General features: G+C 64.1%; 15 protein-coding genes. 5 read left to right on the top strand and 10 right to left on the bottom strand.

Annotation, left to right across the window (positions count from 1 at the left end; all coding sequences use genetic code 11):
• Positions 1–2: 2 nt before the first annotated feature.
• Positions 3–821 (bottom strand): NYN domain-containing protein, encoded by an 819-nt coding sequence (locus CCR79_RS13130; protein ID WP_201173901.1) that lies wholly within the window; start codon positions 819–821, stop codon positions 3–5.
• Between the two features lie 164 nt (positions 822–985).
• On the opposite strand from CCR79_RS13130, the gene CCR79_RS13125 reads away from it, so the two are divergent.
• On the top strand, positions 986–1,144 hold the full coding sequence (locus tag CCR79_RS13125) for a hypothetical protein (protein WP_201173898.1): 159 nt from the start codon (positions 986–988) through the stop codon (positions 1,142–1,144).
• On the opposite strand, the gene CCR79_RS13120 is transcribed toward CCR79_RS13125, so the two are convergent.
• The 4 genes from CCR79_RS13120 to CCR79_RS13105 all read right to left on the bottom strand — a co-directional run bounded on the left by CCR79_RS13120 (position 1,117) and on the right by CCR79_RS13105 (position 3,200).
• Entirely contained in the window at positions 1,117–1,515 is a 399-nt protein-coding gene (locus tag CCR79_RS13120; RefSeq protein ID WP_201173895.1) for a type II toxin-antitoxin system VapC family toxin, read from the bottom strand. The two genes, CCR79_RS13125 and CCR79_RS13120, sit on opposite strands and share 28 nt — an antisense overlap.
• Entirely contained in the window at positions 1,512–1,763 is a 252-nt protein-coding gene (locus CCR79_RS13115) for a type II toxin-antitoxin system Phd/YefM family antitoxin (protein WP_201173892.1), read from the bottom strand. The genes CCR79_RS13120 and CCR79_RS13115 overlap by 4 nt, the downstream gene beginning before the upstream one ends.
• Positions 1,764–1,939: 176 nt before the next feature.
• Positions 1,940–2,893: a hypothetical protein gene (locus CCR79_RS13110; RefSeq protein WP_201173889.1), complete on the bottom strand. Its 954-nt coding sequence runs from the start codon at positions 2,891–2,893 to the stop codon at positions 1,940–1,942.
• Positions 2,829–3,200, bottom strand: coding sequence for a hypothetical protein (locus CCR79_RS13105; RefSeq protein ID WP_201173887.1), 372 nt, complete (start codon positions 3,198–3,200; stop codon positions 2,829–2,831). Before CCR79_RS13105 ends, CCR79_RS13110 begins: the two co-directional genes overlap by 65 nt.
• A gap of 62 nt (positions 3,201–3,262) precedes the next feature.
• Here CCR79_RS13105 and CCR79_RS13100 point away from each other — a divergent pair, with 62 nt between their 5' ends.
• Genes CCR79_RS13100 through CCR79_RS13085 form a run of 4 tightly spaced genes read left to right on the top strand, consistent with a single transcriptional unit; the run spans position 3,263 to position 8,666 of the window.
• Positions 3,263–3,796: a hypothetical protein gene (locus CCR79_RS13100; protein WP_201173884.1), complete on the top strand. Its 534-nt coding sequence runs from the start codon at positions 3,263–3,265 to the stop codon at positions 3,794–3,796.
• Between the two features lie 22 nt (positions 3,797–3,818).
• Positions 3,819–4,826, top strand: a complete 1,008-nt coding sequence (locus CCR79_RS13095; protein ID WP_207190406.1) for a hypothetical protein — start codon at positions 3,819–3,821, stop codon at positions 4,824–4,826.
• 11 nt (positions 4,827–4,837) lie between these two features.
• On the top strand, positions 4,838–5,656 hold the full coding sequence (locus CCR79_RS13090; RefSeq protein ID WP_201173878.1) for a hypothetical protein: 819 nt from the start codon (positions 4,838–4,840) through the stop codon (positions 5,654–5,656).
• Entirely contained in the window at positions 5,649–8,666 is a 3,018-nt protein-coding gene (locus tag CCR79_RS13085) for a hypothetical protein (protein ID WP_201173875.1), read from the top strand. Before CCR79_RS13090 ends, CCR79_RS13085 begins: the two co-directional genes overlap by 8 nt.
• Positions 8,667–8,717: 51 nt before the next feature.
• Here CCR79_RS13085 and CCR79_RS13080 read toward each other — a convergent pair whose 3' ends face one another.
• From CCR79_RS13080 to CCR79_RS13060, 5 genes are all read right to left on the bottom strand, one after another.
• Positions 8,718–9,890: a glycosyltransferase family 4 protein gene (locus tag CCR79_RS13080; RefSeq protein WP_201173873.1), complete on the bottom strand. Its 1,173-nt coding sequence runs from the start codon at positions 9,888–9,890 to the stop codon at positions 8,718–8,720.
• Positions 9,891–9,893: 3 nt separating this feature from the next.
• Positions 9,894–11,396 carry a heparinase II/III family protein gene (locus CCR79_RS13075; protein ID WP_242510948.1) on the bottom strand — a complete coding sequence of 501 codons (1,503 nt, stop codon included), beginning with the start codon at positions 11,394–11,396 and terminating at the stop codon, positions 9,894–9,896.
• A 168-nt stretch (positions 11,397–11,564) separates the two neighbouring features.
• Positions 11,565–12,806: a UDP-N-acetyl-D-mannosamine dehydrogenase gene (gene wecC, locus CCR79_RS13070; RefSeq protein WP_201173867.1), complete on the bottom strand. Its 1,242-nt coding sequence runs from the start codon at positions 12,804–12,806 to the stop codon at positions 11,565–11,567.
• Positions 12,807–12,868: 62 nt separating this feature from the next.
• Positions 12,869–14,005, bottom strand: a complete 1,137-nt coding sequence (wecB, locus tag CCR79_RS13065; protein WP_207190404.1) for a non-hydrolyzing UDP-N-acetylglucosamine 2-epimerase — start codon at positions 14,003–14,005, stop codon at positions 12,869–12,871.
• Positions 14,002–16,014 carry a bi-domain-containing oxidoreductase gene (locus CCR79_RS13060; protein ID WP_242510947.1) on the bottom strand — a complete coding sequence of 671 codons (2,013 nt, stop codon included), beginning with the start codon at positions 16,012–16,014 and terminating at the stop codon, positions 14,002–14,004. The genes wecB and CCR79_RS13060 overlap by 4 nt, the downstream gene beginning before the upstream one ends.
• Between the last annotated feature and the right edge of the window lie 254 nt (positions 16,015–16,268).

Genomic DNA, 16,268 nt, shown 5'->3' with positions numbered 1-16,268 from the left:
TTTCAGGTTTCGGGTTCGTTCGGGTTGGAATAGGTATTCGGGTCGGGAAAGACGCCAACGATCCCGTCCACGTGCTCATGAAGGTCATCGCTGACCTCCTGCCGAAGAGGATCAAGGAGAAGCTCGATACCTTCCCGCCGGGCGAGCTTGGCGGCGGGCACGAAGTCACTGTCGCCGGTCACTAAGACGATGGTATCTGCCTGCTCTTTGAGGGTGATGCTGGCGATATCCAGGCCGATGCGCATATCCACGCCCTTCTGGCGCAGACCAAGGCGGACGTCGCCGTGCCGCAGCTCCCGCCAAGCGCTGATCAATTTGACTAGTTCCTGCTCTTCTTTAGCGGTCAGGTTAGGCGGCGCCTGACCATGGAGTAAGACTTGCTCCATGCGGTCCAGCCAGTTCCGCGTCTTGAGCAGCTTCTTGGTCAGGTTGGCAGCGATTTGCCACTCGCCTTCTTTGTGGGTGTGCCCAAGGCGCAGGGCGAATTTGCGCTTGCGGCGCAATTCGGCGAACAGCTCGCTGCGGAAGGTGGCTACCTCGCTCTTGGCGAATTCAACGCGATAATTGAGGACAGGATGATGGGACACACCCTGGAACGGGCGGGCGTCGTAGTAGAAGAGCCGATAGACGTGATCGAGCCAGACGCCGTCGGCGCTGCCGCCCTCCAGGTTCGTAAGGCGCTGGACATGGCGCTTGCAAAGGTGGCGGGCACTATCGGCGGTGGCGGCCGGCGTGTCGCAGAAGCGCGGCTCCACGAGCTTGGGCAGCCGCTTGAGGAAGAAGGCACCATCGATGAGGATGGCGATGCGGCGTACCCTCATGCCCACTCCCAAAAAACAAGATAGCCCCAAGCTTTCGGCACACGCTCGGGATGGGTGAGCGGGCGTACTCGCTTAGGGCGAATGTTGGTGTACGGTGCCGTATCTCGGTTATATGGTCAAGATCGGCGGGGCTGATATCGGCATGCCGGCCTGGGGAGCGTTCCATGCGTGGCTGTCCCCGCGATCCCACCGGGGTCTATCGCCTGATGCTCGATCTGATGCTGCTCCTCGGTTTGCGGGTGCGCGAGTGCCGAATCGTCGTGGCGCTGCCGGACCTCATCCAAGACGTTGGTGGTCAGTCGTCGATGAGCTTCAGCCCGTAGGGCCGGTAGTCGGCAAAGGCGCTGTCGGCGGAGAGCAGGGTGAGGTGCTCTTGGATGGCGCAGTGGATGAGCAGCCGGTCGAATGGGTCGCGGTGGCCGATCTGGGGGAGGCGATGGAAGGTGGCGAACAACCCTGTCGACGTCTCGCGGATGCGTAGGCCCGCCCGCTCGGCGTAGTCCGGCAACTCGTCCGGTGTCACGCCCTCGAGCGTGAGCTTCCCAAGGGAGAACTTCAGCGAGATCTCCCAAAAGGTCACGCCTGAGACGTACACGGCCTCGGCTTCTTCGATGGCAGCCATGATGCGAGGCGGGATGCGCTTTGGCGCCATGAGGAACCAGAGCAGGATGTGGGTATCCGCGAGGCACCTCATGGCCCGCCAATCATGTCCTCATCGCTCAAGGCACTGTCCTCGTGGAACGCGAAGGAGGCCCGCTCCTGCAACAGCCCCGGCTTGAGGGCGGTGCTTTGCTGCTGGCGATATTTCTCGTAGGGCACGAGGACGGCCACCTTCTCGTGTCCGCGGCCGAATTCCAACACGAACTCTTCTCCCTCGGTGCGGATCCGCTCGAGGATCTCCGAGAAGTGGGCCTTCATCTCCCCGACTTGGACGGTGCGCATGGCGACGGCCTCACAGTGGGATCCTCTATAAAACTGCTGCGAGAATGATAACTTGTCAAGTTGATGTCTTTGCACTCATCGCCTTCGTTTGGCCCTGCCTCTAGACCTCGCAGTACTACCGACACCACGCAGAGAGTAAGAAAGAAGCTCTCCGCGATCTGCTGATGGGTCGAGCTCTAGCTCTGGCTGTCCAAGACCTCATCGGCGCTGTCGGCCTGGAAGACGCGGTCGGACCAGGCCCACAGGGTCTGCTCGTCGGCAGAGCGGATACGTTCGAGTTGCTGATCGTTCAGGGGGCCGAACCGCCTCTCCAGCATCCGTGCGAGCATCTTGGCCTCGCCCTCCAGTCGGCCCTCCAGTCGGCCCTCTTGCCGACCCTCCTGCCGACCCTCTTGCCGACCTTCTTGTCGACCCTCCTGCCTTGAGCGGCTTACGATGCCGGTCATGATGGCTTCCTCCTCGGGGTAACGCTGCCTGAACAGTTTCTGTTCATTGTCATCGAGCTGTGCGTAGTTGTCGACGAAATCCGCATACTTGAGCCGCTTGTTCGGGTCCGGCTCCAGGGTCTCAAGCCCCTGCAGTGCACTGGCGCGGGCTTCGAGCTTCTCGTCGGTGCCTTCCCAGTGCATCAACGGCAGGCACAGGCGGGCGACGATGTTGCTGCTGTCCAGATGTTGCCGGTACGACTCGGCTCCGGCCTGCCAGTAAAGGTACTGGAAGCTCAGGTACGTGTGCTGATCCCCGGCAAGCTCAAGCCGTGTGGGCACCGGACGCGCGGAGAGGAAGATGACCACCGGCACGATCCGTGTTGTGCCGAGCATCTGCGAGAGGTCGGTGCAGTAATGGATCAACCGGTGGATGTCGAAGCGCTCGGCCCGGGTCTCCTCCTCGAAGGCGAAGGCTAGTACCTCGCGCTCGCCGTTGGACCATTCGATGTGCAGTGGGGTGTCGAGGGCCCGGTAGTGGTGACGCAGCCGCTCCTTGAGCTGTTCCTGACGGATGGGGAGCACGCGCACGGATTCATCGAGGCGTACCGCCTCCTGGCTGGCGAAAAAGGCGATCGCCTCACGGGGGTAGTCGACGATCAGGTTCTTGAAGTCCTGGTCGTAGTCGGGGGTCTGCTGGCTCATCGGGTGTTTCTGCCATCCAGTTGGAATCGAGCGGGTCCCGGCTGTGCTCAAGCCGGAATAGGGCATGGACCAGGTTGCGCAGCTCCGCGGGGCTGTCCTGCTCGAGCAGCGCCTTCTCATCGAGGGTGAGGTAGCGCATCTGAGGCCGGTAGGTCTCCAGTCCGCCGGGGACGTGCTGGATCAGCGCCTCGATGTCGGCCGCCGCCGACCAGTCTGGAGGTTCAGCGTACCACGCTCGCCTCGGTGCTCTGGAGCATGTCGCCGAATCGGCGCTGTCGGGCGGGAAGACGCGGTCGGACCAGGCCATGTCACCAATCAGGCCAAAAAAGGGGTGATTGGCCGCAGTCCCGCCACCGGGGGAGCGATACCGTGCAGGCAACTCTCGTCATCTGGCTTGAAGGAGTTGCTGATATGAAAACTGCGCGCCTTGAAATTCATGATGTCCAGGAAGTTCCGATCCGGAAAATCTATTGCCCTGTCGAGCCGAATCGGCGTTTATGCCCCATCGATGCGCGTGAGTGGGTTCCTAAGAACATCGGAATGCTTCTGCGTGTTCCGATCCCGGTCGCTCGATACAGAGATCGCTATTACGTTTTACAGGAAAGCGACTGGGTAAAAATCGCGGCGCTGCGCAAGGCTGGATTCAGCGATGAAGCCCTGTGTTGCCTGGTCGTGGGTGGGATCACGAAGACCGCCATGGAAACGATTTACGAGACCTCGTCGGAGCTACTAGTTGCCGCGGCGCCCCGGTACCCGGCGCACAGCCTGGCGGAGCCTCTGCGTAGTAAACAGGAGCCACATGGAATTCGGGCACTTGAGCGCGGTTTTGGGTTCGCGCCGGGTGCCCTCGCGAAGAGCAAAATTCGTAAGGAATGGCGCGATGAATCCGGATTACGTGGATGAGCCGCATCCTGAAGCTGATCCGATGGGCGCAGTGGGCGATGCTCTCTCCCCTGTGCTCGCGGCCATACCCGGTACCGAGGCGGCGCCGTCGGATCAGCGCAGCTGGGAGACGTTCGCCCGGCAGCTTCCGTTGCCCGAGGACGGCCGCGGACTGTGGAGCGAGGGTGTTGTTGACCGGCTCGAACGTCTGGTCGGTGCCATCGAGGTAACGGTACCCGAGGCCGTGGAGCGAGCAACCGCGCAGGCGTGGCTCCAGGCGGCTCGCACGTCGCTCAAACTGCTGCAAGCGGTGCACCGCCGCGAGCCGCCGGATCCGGCATGCGAGAGTCCGCGGGCTCACGGAATTTACCGGAGCGCGCCGGTCTACGCCGCGCTTCTGGAGAACCCGGCGCATATCTGGGATCCGGATTACCTAGCGCTGGCGCACGTTTGGTGGCGGTTTCGGGTCTTCCGAGGGTCTGTCAAGGGGCAGCGGCGCTATCAGGTGGTGAAGGAGTGGCGGTACTCGGCCGCCCCGGAGCTCGCTAAGAACCAAGAGGTCGTGGATGCGTTACGGCACGCTGCCCGCGGCGGCAGCTCCGAGGATGTCGGCCAGGAGCTGCTGCGAATCGCCGAGGATGGGGGCGTGCCGCAGGCGTTCGAAGAGCGCTTGAAGAGTCTGGGATTCTTCCTCGCTTACCCGCCAAGGACCCGCATGGGCCACTCGGGGCCGCGGTCGCGTGCCGGTCATCTTCATGAGCACCTCCAGCGGGCTCATCAAGAATCGCAACGGGGGCGGTTTGCGCCCGAGGAGGGTGTCGCGACCGGGGATCTGGTATCGACTGAGGAGGATGATGAAGCCGCGGAGGCCTCATCCCGGTGGTACGCCGACCTCTCCGGCTACACCGAGGCGGAGACGCCGGCCTCCCGGCGGCATCGCAGTTACGGCGCCAGGGTTGCTCAAGCCCGGATGGCGAATCGTCTCGCGGACCGGCTCTCGCCGATGGCGGAACGCGCCGGTCTGGCCTCGCCCAGGCGTTTCATGATCTGACCGAGGCGTGGATGGCGTGGATTGGCTGGCAGGATGCGGGGCAGGGCGCTTTGCCGCTGATCCAGCCGGGCGCGGGCCAGGCCGCCATCGGTTCCGAGCACGCCCCGGGGATGGACGAGCTCCGCGCGTTTGCGACGGGGCTCCAGAAAGCGCTCCGGCGGGATGCGCGCACCTTGGGGCGGCCTCGTGGTTCCAGCGAAGATGCCAACCTGGCCGGCAAGCGTTTGCTACGGGACGCGGCGCTGTACGTTTGGCTGCAGGTGGCGCTGAGCACCGCGGCCCGCGGCGTCGTGCATCCGGCTCCACGGCGCTATGGGCGAAGCGACTTTCATCCGCTGGCGCTGATTGCTGACAAGAGCGGCCACGGTCCGGGCGAGGCTCGCATCCTGGGCCTGCCACGGGTGGTGGTGCAATCGCTGGAGGCGTACGACCAGATGCTCGACCGGCATGCCGCGCAATTGGGTCTGCCTGCGTGTCCCGGGAAGCTGCGCGATGGCTTGAACACCGTCGTCGCGCCGGAGGATCCGCCGCAGGCGACGGAATGGCAGCCGGTCCGGCCGGCGTGGATCGAGCGAGCGCTGGCCATCTGGGGTTACCCCTGGCCGGCCAACGCCATGCGGCACTTCGTGGCCAGTTGGTGCGCGGATGCCGGCATCCCCGAGGAGATTGCACGAGCTTGGCTGAATCACTTCGGCGAGGGCCAGCAGCCGATCGGGCCCTATAGCTTTTCCAGGAGTTCGGGTATCGCCGAGGCGCTCGCTGGGTATGCGGAGCAGCTCCTCGGCAGGGTGGGGGCCGATGCCCCGCTGGGAGGTCTGGTCAATGAGTGATGAGCACAGGATCGAGTGGCCGGAGCGGCTGCGGCGGCAGGCGCGGGCACAGACGATGGCGGATCCCTCCGAGGAGGCGATCAAGGCCTTCGAGGCGGTCATTGCCAATGACGGCGAGCTGCGCCCGTTTCGAACCGGGGCGGTGCCCGGCGCTGGCAGCAAATCGGATGTGAATGGCGCCTGGGAGCGGTTGCGGCGCGCGCTCCATCACACGCTGGGCAAGACGGTTGGTACCGAGGCCGCCATCCGGCAGACCGATCGCCTGCTCCAGCTCGCCGAGGTGGAGTTGCGGCGTCACTGGGGATGGCCGCGCAGCCAGCGTGTCGAGGACCACATCCTCCCGCCGCCGCGCAGCCCGCTGGACCGGGAGGTGGAGACGGTGGCCCAGATCTCGGCCATCGAGCGGTTGTTGCTGAAGCACTTCGGCGATCTGTACGCCGTTGAAGATCCGAGGGTGCTAGCGGGTGCCTGGGGGTGGCTTCTGGCCCTGGAGCTGGGCATCAGCCAGCCCAAGTGGCTGGAGCGCCTGGTTCAAGCGCGAGAATCCGAGTGGGTTGCCGATCGCGAGGGTGGGCGCATCGAGTTCGACAGCCATTGCGTCCTGCTCGGTGGCCTCACCCTGGCGCTTGGTCTGGACCGGATTCAGACACTCGACCCGCCGCGCGCGCAGCCGCAGGGCTGGTTGCACGCCGCGTGGGTGTGGCTCGGGTTACGGAAAAAGGTGTCGCAGAAGGTGATCACAAAACACTGGCGGGACCTGGCGCGGCGGCATCACAGCGACCTGGTGGTGTACTACTGGCGTGGCCAACGTTCGATGACCCCGCTGGATGCGCGTTCGCGCAGGCTTTATTGGGAAGGATCGGTGGAAGGTGGGGACGCTGAACTCCTCGATCCGCTGGTGGCCGGCGCAGACTTTCGACCGGCGCAGATCGCTGAAACCCCGAGCATGGCGACCTGCGGGGATGCGCAGCAGAGCCGCCGCACGCTGACGGCGTTGGCGGACGACTTCGATGCCTTCGAGCAGCAGCATGGCCGCCGGCGGGCGCAGAGGAAACGAGCGCAAGCGGTCCGCCGTCTGGTTCAGTGGCTGGAGACGGAGCCGGTGACCCCGGTGGATGCTCTGGTGGTACGGTTCCTGCTCACTCTGTTCTTGCACGGTCCCAATCAGGAAGGGGTGTACGCGGCGTCAACGCTGCGACGCTACGGCGTGGGGCTGAGTCGGCGGCTGCGCGCGGAGTTTGGCTGGGAAGACCCCGCCGAGCTGTCGGCCGAGGCACTGCATCAGCGCCTGGAGCGCGTCCTGGACGCCCTGCCGGAGCAGGATCAGCGGATCGGGCATCGTTGGCTGCGATGGCTGGTGGTCAATGACGAACTGCCGGTGGACCCCCGTGCGCTCCGGCCCGAGCGCTACGACCGCTCCCCCGGCGTGCGTGCAGCCGCGATCAATATGCCGACCTGGGAAGCGTTGCATGCGTGGCTGGCCCCGCGCGATCCCACCGGGGTCTATCGCCTGATGCTCGATCTGATGCTGCTCCTCGGGCTCCGCGAACGCGAGGCCACCGAACTGTGGCTCGGCGAGGTGCTCTGGCACGAGGGGGAGGGGCACCTGCTGCTCACGCCCCGCCCGGGGCGACAGCTGAAAACGCGGTACGCGCGTCGCTGGGTGCCGATTGCCGCGTTGCCGCGCAGCAGCCGGGAGACGCTCTACCAGCGGGCGCGGCTGGTGCAGGAGAGCATGGCTGCCAGCGGTGAGAAGCCGGGGTCGAAGGCCTCGCCGCCGTTGTTCCATCCCGATGAGCGAAGCCGTGCCCGCGCGCTGATTGTCCGGGGGCTCCATGCGGTGACCGGCGACACCAGCCTCAGCCTCCATACGCTGCGTCACAGCGCGGCGCAGCTCAACCTCTGGCAACTGCTGATCGCTGCCGGCCTGGTACCTGAGACGATCCGGCGGCGGTGGTTCCATCATCCAAGGTATAAGCAAGATGCGATTCGCGCCCACTGGCCGGATGTCTACGGGGGCCGGCATCGCGGCGAGCTGCAGCGCAATCTGCTGTTCCACCTCGCGCAGCGCCTGGGCCACGGCTCGCCGCAGGCCACGCTGAGATCCTACATCCACGTGCCGGAGATGTTGGCCTTCTTCGAGGCGCTGAATATGCGCTACCACCTGCCCAAGACCGCGCTGGTACCCGTCTTAGGCGGCCATAGTGATAGCTACCGTCAGATCGAGGGCGTGGCGACGAAGGGCCATGCACCCGCCCGTGGACCAACGGTTATCGGTGTAGACCCCGAGGCTCGCCAGGATACCCAGGTCACGATCGAGGCGGAGCGCCTCTGGGTCAGGCGGGCAAGGCGGTTGCCGGCTTCAGCGCTGAGGGCAGGGCGCCGGGCAAAGGTCCCAGGGGCTGAAGGGGGCAACCCGGAGCCGCTCGAAGGTACGCCGTTCCTCGAGTTCCTTTGGCAGCTGGAGGCGGCGCGACAGGGCGATGCCGAATCAGACACCGATGCGCTGCAAGCGACGCTCGATGCGGTGCAGGCACGCTTCCCTCAGGTGCACCGCATGGCGTGGCCCCCTTACGAGGTCGCGCTCCACCGCTGGCGGTGGGACCTGACGGAGCTGATGAGGCCCGCCGACCTGGATCGCCTGAGGGCGTCGTCCCTGGAACGCCTGCTCGGTGGGATGGAGGCGATCGGCCTCGTGACCACCTACCAGCGCGACCTGAGACGGATGGTGCGGGTGCTCCAGCTCTTCCGTGTGCCACCCAAGTACTGGTCCGTCACGCTGGAGATCTCGGCGCAGGGATCCGCGTCCAAGGTCGGGCGGGCACGCGAGACCGTGAAGGAGGCGGTCGGCAAGCCCGGGCGGGGCGAGCCCGCGATCACCGAGGTCGCCCGCGAAGTCCGCAATGTCCGCTATCGTGTCACCGTGGACGGCGACCTGCGCACGCCCTGGGAGGGGCTGGTGAGCGGGGTGGTGTGGTTGTGGGCGTGGTTGCAACAAGCCCAGAAATAGTGTCGGCTCGTGTCCACGAGGGAGTTGACTGGATGAGTAGCAGACCGGGGTTCAGCCGTCTTGGGCAAGCGCCAGGATGTCCTGCGCCATGGCATCCATGATCGCATCTCGGCGATAGGCTTGGATGAAAGGCTGTCGCTCCCGCTTCTCTAGCGAAAGTGTGTTCAGTGCGTGAACTAGACCATTAACATCGCAAGGGTGGAACACGGCGGCATTGTCGACTTCAGTGTTCAGCAGCTTCTCCGCCTCGCCACTGACGCCAGCGAGGATCGGTCTGCCAGTAGCTGCGTACTCGAAAAGCTTGGAGGGCAGGACCTTGCGGAACGCGGGCAGGTCGTTTAGATGGAGGAAAAGGATATCCGCGTTGGCGTACTCGGTTAAAAGCTCGTCACGGGGCACCGGGGGTCGGATCGTGACATTGTCCGAGCCGGCGCATTGGTCCTCGAGTTCCTGGCGTTGTCCACCATCTCCGAGTACCCGGAACTCGTAGTCAGGGCCCAACTCTTGCGCGGCCCGCGGGATGATGTGGTGGAGGCCCTGGCCAGCTCCAAGGTTCCCCGCGTAAAGAATCCGGGCTGGTTCGTTTTTTCGAGGTAACCGGGGGTCGAAATCACACTGCAGGAAAGCCTCGTCGACGCCATTGGTATGGAGCCGGTAGGCCTTGGTGGGGTCAAGTGTTTCGAAGTGCTCTCGGAAACCGGGGGAGACGAGGTTCACTTGAGCCGCGTTCCGTATGGTCCACTTCTCCAAGAGTTTAATCCCCGGAAGAACCGCCCGCAGTGGAGATCCTTTGAGGACGTCCGAAAGGCTGTCACTGAAAATATCCCGGATGTCCAAGTAAAGAGGGGCCCGCTGGCGGCGGGCGACGAGGGCGCCTAGCGACGCCGTCATCAAGCGGGATGAGGATGCCAGCACCAGGTCATAGTGGCGCTCGCGTGATCGCTGAAGTACGCGGCGGGCATAGGGCGCGAACGACCGTGCCTGGTCAGCCATGCCGCTCTGGTGACTGGGCAGGTGAACTCGCTCTACCGTTACCCTGCCACGGCTTTCTTGCTCCGGCGCCTCGGGCGAGAATGTCGCGTAGCGATTGGGCAGCGTGGTGACGACATCAAGCTGGTCGTCTGCACCCAGCCTTCGCGAAAGGGCGTCGACCAGGCTGGTATTCCGGAAGGAGCCTGCCGACAGGTCGGGATCGAAATAGAATGTAAGATGTAGGATGTTCAACGGTTACCAACTGATTCGGGTTGTAAGCTTGACGGGTAGACGCGCTTCGGTGACTAGACGGAGGCGCTGGGTCGGTTGTTGAACGCCAAAGCGGGGGTGCCAGTAGGCCTCTTCAACCTCCACCGTGTGCTCGTGGCTAGCCTGAATCGCTAGGCGTAGCTGTTGCCTTCGGGGTGTTTGGATGCGCAGGTTGTGGTCTGAACGATCTGGCTCAGCAGAGTGGCCCGGCGCCAGTAACAGGAAGGCCTCAATGGTGTGCTGTCCACTGCCTTCCACCAGATCCGTAATAGTCAGCTGATTTTCGCAAAGATTCCACGTGCGGCGATGGGTCGGGTGGCCCGCAAGCCGGCGGCGGTAGCCATCGTGCGCTCCCGCGGCATACAAGCCGTTGCCGCTCTCCCGAGTATCCACGTCAAAAGGGCGAGCACGGCAAGCGACTCGAAAGCCAGACCACACCTCCGAAGAGTCGGCGCCGTCAATCAATACGGTATTGTGTGACCTCGTGCTGCGTTGCTGCTCACGGTCCGATCCATGGCCGTAGCGCGAGCTTCCGCCATTGACGAAGACGCGCTCGTCTCCGAGGGACATCTCGAAAGATAGCGTATCGGCGTGGGCATGGCCGGGTAAGTAATCAGGGCCAACAGGGGCGATATCGGTAAAGACGGTCGCGTGCTCATTCGAGAGCCTTGCATATCCGGAGGCCGCCCCGTGCCACATGTCCCACTTCTGGGCAGGGGGGCGCGGTGATTCTAGGTTGAGCCGGGACGCATACTGATCGAGTTCAGCTGGGTGCGGCGCAATCCCAAAGGCCGCATCGTTGAAAAACGGGATCTCGCCATCGGGGTGGCGCATGACGGCCGACCACTGGAGCATCGCGGTAACGGCGTCGTGCCACTGTTGGGGGATTTCAGCCTCATAGCGACGGTGCAGATTGATCAGATCGAGCAGGTCCTCGAGCACCAGCAGGTGGTACATCGGGCTGCGCTCGAAGTGGCCACCGTCGGGGAGGATCTGCTCGGGGATTTCCCGGCGGAGGATGGCGAGCCCTTTCCGGTGCCAGCGTTCAGCCTCCCTGCCGGAGAAGAAGAGCCCTGCGAAACACAGTGCCTTGGCGTTGGCGAGTAGGTGGTTGCCGAGGATGTGGTACTCAAGGCGGCGGCGCAGCAACCGAGCCTGGGTGGCCAGGCTGTCGAGCATTTGCGCGGTCGGGGTGTTGCCGGCCTGGAGCCACTTCACCCAGTTTACGATGCGCAGCGATGTCGGGTAGGGCTCCCAGCCGTTCCCGTAACCGGGCGGGTTCTCGGCGATCCAACGCTCGATTAGCTCCCGGTGCCAGGCGTTGCGCTCGTCAGCGCCTCGGGCGTTGAGGTCATCAAAGTAGTGCAGGTTATAGAGCCAGAGCTTGTCGTAGCGCGCATCGTTCCAGATGCCGGGATCATCGATTCGTCCGCGCTGGTTCAGGAAGCACGCCGTTTGCGGATCAAGCAGGCTCTGCTCCCGGGGCAAAGGCGGTGTCCATGGCCCGCGGGCGTGGCGCACGGGCGGCGCCGGCTGGCTTGGGATCCGCGGGCGGTACAGCCGGTACCAGAGCCGCCACCCGATTTGCCCGGGGCGCAGGTGCCGAATCGTGTGGAAGTAGAGTTGAGCACGTTGTAAGGAGAGCACCCTGACCCCTCACCCGAGCTGTTTCAGGAGCCCGCACGCATCCACCACCATCTTGGCCTGCACCTGGGCCGCCGAGAGGTTGCGGAAGGGCCGGTGAGCGACGAGGGCGACCAGGATGTCGGCCTCCTGCATGGCGTCCTGCAGGTTGGTCCACTCAGCGCCGAGCTCCTTGAGTCGATGTGGCATTGACTCCGCGTAGGGTTCGACGGCGAGGATTCGGCCGACGCCCCTCTCCGCTAGACTCTCAGTGATGCGAAGCGCCGGGCTCTCGCGCAGGTCATCGACATCCGGCTTGTAGGCGAGCCCCAGGCAGGCGATGACCGGATCGCGGAGCCGCTCGGCCCGGCTGATGACCTGCGCCACGACATGATCCGGCTTGGCGTCGTTGACCGTGCGCGCCGTGCGGATCAGCTGGGACTGCTCCGGCGCTGAGTCGATGATGAACCACGGATCCACGGCGATGCAGTGGCCGCCGACGCCGGGGCCGGGTTGCAGGACATTGACCCGGGGGTGTCGATTGGCCAGCTCGATCAGGCGCCAGACATCGATGTCCAGCCGGTCGCAGATCAGCGAGAGCTCGTTGGCCAGAGCGATGTTGACGTCGCGGAAGGTGTTTTCCGTGAGCTTGGCCATCTCCGCCGTGCGCGCCGTGGTTGGTAGTACCTCGCCGGAGACGAAAGCGCGGTAGAAGTCGGTGGCCGCCTCGGTGGCCGCATCGTTGAGCCCGCCAACGACGCGGTCGTTGTCCACCAGCTCCTGGATGATGCGCCCGGGCAACACGCGCTCCGGACAATGGGCAATGTGGATGGTATCCGGGCTGAGGTCAGGGCGTGCGGCTGCGATCCACTCGGCCACGCGCTCGGTCGTGCCCACCGGGCTGGTGGACTCCAAGATGACCAGGTTGCCTGGCTCCAGCACTTGCGCCATGGACCGCGTCGCGGCCTCGACGTAGGAGAGATCCGGCTGCTTACCGTCCTTGAAGGGTGTCGGCACGGCGATCAGAAAGACATCGGCGGGTGCCGGCTCCGTCGCGGCGGTGAGTTGGCCACTGTGGACCGCCGATCGCACGAGCACGTCCAACTCGGGTTCGACGATGTGGATGTCGCCCTGATTAATGGTAGCGACGACATCGGGGCTCACATCGACGCCGTGAACCTGGTAACCGCGCGTGGCCAGGAGGCTGGCAGTCGGTAGGCCGATGTAGCCGAGGCCGAGGACGTTGACGGTGGGGCGCTTTGGGGCAGTGCTCAAAAGCCGTATCTCCAGCTGTGAGGTTCAGTCCATGAGACCCATTGGCGGCGGCATTGTACCGATCACGCCCGGGCGTTGCCTTCCTTAAGGAGTCGCTCGACGATCCGCTCGGTGGCTTTGCCATCCCCGTACGGGTTATGGGCGCGGGCCATATCGCGGTACCGCGCCGGATCATCTAGGAGTTGGGTTGTTTCACCAACGATCCGCTCTACATCCGTGCCGACAAGCCGCACCGTACCCGCCGAGACCGCCTCGGGCCGCTCCGTGGTCTCACGGGTCACCAAGACCGGCTTGCCCAGCGACGGCGCTTCTTCCTGGATGCCGCCTGAGTCGGTGATGATCAGCTCCGCACGGTTGAGCAGGGCAACGAACGGCAGGTAGTCCATCGGCTCCAACAGATGGACGCGGGGGTGATCGGCCAGCGTCTCGCGCACCGGCTGCTGGACGTTCGGGTTGAGGTGCACCGGATAGACGATCTCGACGTCGTCACGATCCGCGATCCGTCGCAGGGCCTCACAGAGGTTGCGGAACCCCTCGCCGAAGCTCTCGCGCCGGTGTCCCGTGACCACGATCAGGCGCCGGCTGGGATCAAGGAAATCAAACTGCTGCTCGGCGTCAGCACGGAGCTGCGGCTCCTGCTCCAGGCGACCGACGACGGTCAGCAGCGCGTCGACGACAGTGTTTCCAGTGACCGCAATCTGCTCTGCAGCGATCCCCTCTCGAAGGAGGTTGTCGCGGGCTCGATCCGTCGGCGCGAAGTGGAGTTCCGCGAGGGCCCCGGTCAGGCGCCGATTCATCTCCTCCGGCCACGGCGCGTAGCGGTTCCCCGTACGCAACCCGGCCTCGACATGGCCCACGGGAATCTGCTGGTAATACGCCGCTAGTGACGCCGCGAAGGTCGTAGTCGTGTCGCCGTGCACGAGGACAAAGTCCGGCGCCTCTTCCTCAAGCACGCCTCGTAGACCAGCCAAGATCTCGGTCGTCACGCCGGTCAGATCCTGCCCGGGCTTCATGACCCCCAAGTCGTGATCCGGTGCTATGCCGAAAAGCGCGAGTACCTGATCGAGCATCTCGCGGTGCTGACCGGTGACGCAGACCTTGCCGGTTATCTCCGGCGACGATTGCAGCGCTCGTATAACAGGGGCGAGTTTAATGCCCTCGGGGCGGGTGCCGAAGACGGTGAGGATGCGCACACTCAAGCCGAGCCTCCTTGCAGGCGAGCCGCCTCTGCGGCTTGGACCGATACGCGGCTGACCTCCATGACCTCCTCGAAGGGGATGGGCGCTGGGCCGCCTGACTCGACGGCCTGCAGGAACGTCGCGGCACAGGCCCCCTGACCTTTATCCTGCCGCATCGTGCTCATACGCCGGAAGCCGGGCCAGCCGTAGCCCTTGAGCTTGCGGAAGTTGTCGAGCTGCAGCACCCGCCCACCGCAGAAGGCCTCCACGCGTTCCTTGGGGAAGCCCTTGTGGCCGTTGGCGAAGTAGTGGACGGTGCCGATGCTTCCGTCAGAAAAGGTAAGCTGGATCGTCACCGTGTCCTTGGTTGCGAAGTCGGCGGCCTGGACGTTGGTGGAACTGATGGGGGCCCCAACGAGGTGGCGGAGCAGGTCGATAAAGTGACAGGCCTCGCCGACGATCCGGCCACCACCGACCTCGGGATCCTGGGTCCAGTGCTCCGGCGGGATGTGGCCGGCGTTGACGGTCATCACCAGGGCCTTGGGCTCCCGGCTGGTGTCGAGCAGTCCCTTCATCTTCTGGATGTGGGGCGCGAAGCGGCGGTTGAACCCGACCATGAGCAGTGGCCCGGAACCGTCCGTGTGTGCACTCTGATAGCAGCTCTCGATCTCATCGAGTTCTGCTTCGGCCAGGGCCAGCGGTTTCTCGACAAAGACATGCTTGCCAGCCGCAAGCGCCTGTTGGGTCAACGTGGCATGGCTGTTATGCGGTGTGACAATGGCCACGGTGTTGGTCTCGCCATCCTCGAGCATCCCTTCGACATCGGTCGAGGCGTTGGCGAAACCGGCGCGGCGACCGTGGATGACGCCGCTGGTGCCGCCGGAGGTCACGATGCTGTTCAGTTGCGCCCCGGCGCTCTTAAAGGCAGGTATCAGCACGCGGGATGCGTAGTTCCCGGCGCCAATGAAGGAGACTACGGGCTTCTGCGGCTCGAACTGAACGGCAGCGGTGTCTGTGAGAGAGACTTGCTTAGCCTCACGCTTTTCAAAAGCGCTGGTGTACTCAAGGAGGATGCCAAGGGCGCTCGGGTCGTTGGTAAGCGTCTCGTATGCCTGCGAGGCATCCTCAAATGCGTACCGATGGGTGATCAATGGCGTGGGGTCCACCCGACCGTCGGCCATCATGTCCAGTACGGCCTCGAAGTTGCGCTGCTCGGTCCAGCGCACGAATCCGAACGGATAATCGTGGCCTTCCTGCTCGTATTTCGGGTCGTAGCGTCCCGGGCCGTAGGAGCACGAGACCTGGAAGCTGAGCTCCTTCTCGTAGAAATCGGTCCGATTGAGTTCTAGTCCGGTGACCCCAATCAGCACAATCCGGCCCCGCTTGCGGCACATGCGTGCTGCCTGGGTGACAGGCTCATTGGATTGCGTGGCTGCCGTGATCAGCACGCCGTCAACACCGCGGTCACGGCTAAACCGTGTCCCGACTGCGACCGGGTCTTCACCCTCAGCGGGGTTGCAGGTCTCGGCCCCAAACTGGCGGGCAAGTGTCAGCTTATCCTCGTCAAAGTCGATGGCAAGTACGCGACAGCCGTGCGCGCGAAGCAACTGGACGGTAAGCAATCCAATGAGCCCGGCTCCTGTGACCACGAAAGACTCTCCGAGTGTAGGTTGGGCGAGGCGCACGCCCTGTAGCCCGATTGCCGAGACCACGGTGAAGGTAGCCGCCTCATCGCTGACGGCATCCGGGATGCGGGCACACAAATTCTGCGGTACGCAGACCTGATCGGCGTGCGGGCCGTTGGAGAGTACACGATCACCTGGCGCGAAGCTGTGAACTCCGCCTCCGACTTCAGATACGACGCCGACGTTGGAATAGCCCAGTGGCAGAGGCTGGTTTAGCTTCGACTGCACGGCGTCGATCGTCGTTAGGATGCCATCCGTGCGCGCCTTCTCGAGAACCTCCTTGACTTTATCCGGCTGCTGGCGGGCTTTGTTGAGCATGCCGGCCCTGCCGAATTCTACCAGCATGCGCTCAGTTCCGGTAGATATGAGAGTGTTTTTAGTGACAACTGACACTTCGGCATTCCGTGGGTTGGCTGTCGGAGCGTCTAAAATATACGTGGCTCCGCCTTGCAAGTCCTGAAAAGCTTGGCGCATAAGCAGTTGTTCCTTGGCTCCGAAGTGGTCGCTTCGTAATAATCCGTCGACACATTAATGCATGCACATGTTGTTATTTTGTCGCGGTCTTAGATGCAATTTACATTTTGACGGTGATCGTTGGT

This window comes from Halorhodospira halophila (assembly GCF_016653405.1).
Taxonomy (GTDB): Bacteria; Pseudomonadota; Gammaproteobacteria; order Nitrococcales; family Halorhodospiraceae; genus Halorhodospira; species Halorhodospira halophila_A.
The sequence above is the reverse complement of the archived record's forward strand: the minus strand, read 5'-3'. Positions and strand labels throughout refer to the sequence as shown.

Bases quoted from the DNA above. Each gene is read 5' to 3' on its own strand.
- CCR79_RS13060 (WP_242510947.1), bottom strand. From the start codon at position 16,014: ATGCTGGTAGAATTCGGCAGGGCCGGCATGCTCAACAAAGCCCGCCAG.
- CCR79_RS13115 (WP_201173892.1), bottom strand. From the start codon at position 1,763: ATGCGCACCGTCCAAGTCGGGGAGATGAAGGCCCACTTCTCGGAGATC.
- CCR79_RS13130 (WP_201173901.1), bottom strand. From the start codon at position 821: ATGAGGGTACGCCGCATCGCCATCCTCATCGATGGTGCCTTCTTCCTC.
- CCR79_RS13120 (WP_201173895.1), bottom strand. From the start codon at position 1,515: ATGAGGTGCCTCGCGGATACCCACATCCTGCTCTGGTTCCTCATGGCG.
- CCR79_RS13090 (WP_201173878.1), top strand. From the start codon at position 4,838: ATGGCGTGGATTGGCTGGCAGGATGCGGGGCAGGGCGCTTTGCCGCTG.
- CCR79_RS13110 (WP_201173889.1), bottom strand. From the start codon at position 2,893: ATGAGCCAGCAGACCCCCGACTACGACCAGGACTTCAAGAACCTGATC.
- CCR79_RS13085 (WP_201173875.1), top strand. From the start codon at position 5,649: ATGAGTGATGAGCACAGGATCGAGTGGCCGGAGCGGCTGCGGCGGCAG.
- CCR79_RS13095 (WP_207190406.1), top strand. From the start codon at position 3,819: ATGGGCGCAGTGGGCGATGCTCTCTCCCCTGTGCTCGCGGCCATACCC.
- CCR79_RS13125 (WP_201173898.1), top strand. From the start codon at position 986: ATGCGTGGCTGTCCCCGCGATCCCACCGGGGTCTATCGCCTGATGCTC.
- CCR79_RS13105 (WP_201173887.1), bottom strand. From the start codon at position 3,200: ATGGCCTGGTCCGACCGCGTCTTCCCGCCCGACAGCGCCGATTCGGCG.